Annotated in this window: 2 protein-coding genes and 1 pseudogene; all 3 read left to right on the plus strand. The window is 64.1% G+C overall.

Going from position 1 to position 1,273, the window contains the following annotated elements; genetic code table 11:
* Positions 1 to 382: 382 nt before the first annotated feature.
* Positions 383 to 679: a conjugal transfer protein TraC gene (gene traC / locus RCCGE510_RS32260; protein ID WP_007637593.1), complete on the plus strand. Its 297-nt coding sequence runs from the start codon at positions 383 to 385 to the stop codon at positions 677 to 679.
* 4 nt (positions 680 to 683) lie between these two features.
* Positions 684 to 899, plus strand: a complete 216-nt coding sequence (locus tag RCCGE510_RS34360) for a type IV conjugative transfer system coupling protein TraD (RefSeq protein WP_007637595.1) — start codon at positions 684 to 686, stop codon at positions 897 to 899.
* Positions 886 to 1,273, plus strand: a pseudogene (locus RCCGE510_RS32270) (conjugal transfer protein TraG); the annotation flags it as partial. The gene RCCGE510_RS34360 and the pseudogene RCCGE510_RS32270, both read left to right, overlap by 14 nt.

Genomic DNA, 1,273 nt, shown 5'->3' on the forward strand with positions numbered 1-1,273 from the left:
CTTGGCGGGTGTAGTCGATCGTGCGGGCCTCGCGTTCGTAGTCCATCCTGGCGCAATGCCGATAGGCCGCCGACATGACGGCGCTGCGGCCTTCGCCGCGGCCGACGATGCTGACGGAGAAATGGGCAATGGCCACGGTGCGAGAAACTCCCGGTTCAAACCTCGTTCTCTCATAAGAAGCGGCCCCGCCGGGGTGGCAAACAGCCCGTCGCGACAGCGACGTATAATTGCGCCCTTGGATCCGCTCTCATCGAGCGGCGGGATCATGCCCGAAGGCGTCGGCTTTGCCGACATGCAGATCTGCACCTTGGCCTGACGGCCCGTTAGGGGGAGTCTGGTGCTCAAGACGCACCACCAGAACGGCCAAGGAGCGACATCCGGAATGAAGAAGCCATCATCGAAGATCAGGGAAGAAATCGCCCGACTGCAGGAACAGTTGAAAGCCGCCGAGACGCGAGAGGCCGAACGGATCGGTCGTGTCGCACTAAGGGCGGGCCTGGGCGAGATCGAGATCGACGAGGCCGAGCTACAGGCGGCGTTCGAGCAGGTTGCTCAGCGGTTTCGCGGAGGCAAAGGGGTTGCGACCGGAAAGAGAAGTGTCGGGGACGGCAGTTCCGGTGGCGCGTCGGCCACGAAGGACGAGACTGGCGCGGCTCAGAGCAGCGCTGGCGAGGCTTGAGCGGATGGCGAAGGTGAGGACGTCAGATGCGCGAAAGAAAGACGCGCGGGAAAAAATCGAGCTCGGCGGCCTGATCGTCAAAGCAGGCTTGCGTTACGAGAAACGGGCCCTGCTGCTCGGTCTGCTGATCGATGCGACGGCGCGCATTCGCGGCGACGAGAAAGAGCGCGAGCGCCTGCTTGCGATTGGCGCGGAGGCGTTCGGCCATGACCCTGAATAAGCTGTTGCTCACCATCCTGCCCGCGGCGATCATGATTGCAGTAACCATCCTTGTTCCCGGTATCGAGCAGTGGCTCGCAGGTTTCGGCAAGACGGCGCAGGCGAAGCTGATGCTCGGTCGCATCGGTCTGGCGCTTCCCTATGCGATCGCCGCCGGCGCGGGCGTGATGTTCCTGTTTGCGGCGAACGGTGCGGTGAACATCAAGGCTGTGGGTTGGAGCGTCGTAACTGGCAGCGTCGCGGTCGCGCTGATCGCCGCGCTCCGCGAAACGACGCGGCTTCTCGGCATCGCCGCAAATGTGCCGGCTGGCCAGTCCGCGCTCTCCTATGTCGATCCGACGACGGCGGCCGGCACAGCAGCTGCGGTCCTCTCTG

Source organism: Rhizobium sp. CCGE 510, assembly GCF_000292525.1.
Classification (GTDB): Bacteria; Pseudomonadota; Alphaproteobacteria; order Rhizobiales; family Rhizobiaceae; genus Rhizobium.

What these genes read in the sequence shown, in the direction of transcription:
- traC (WP_007637593.1), top strand. Translation starts at nt 383, where the DNA reads ATGAAGAAGCCATCATCGAAGATCAGGGAAGAAATCGCCCGACTGCAG.
- RCCGE510_RS34360 (WP_007637595.1), top strand. Translation starts at nt 684, where the DNA reads ATGGCGAAGGTGAGGACGTCAGATGCGCGAAAGAAAGACGCGCGGGAA.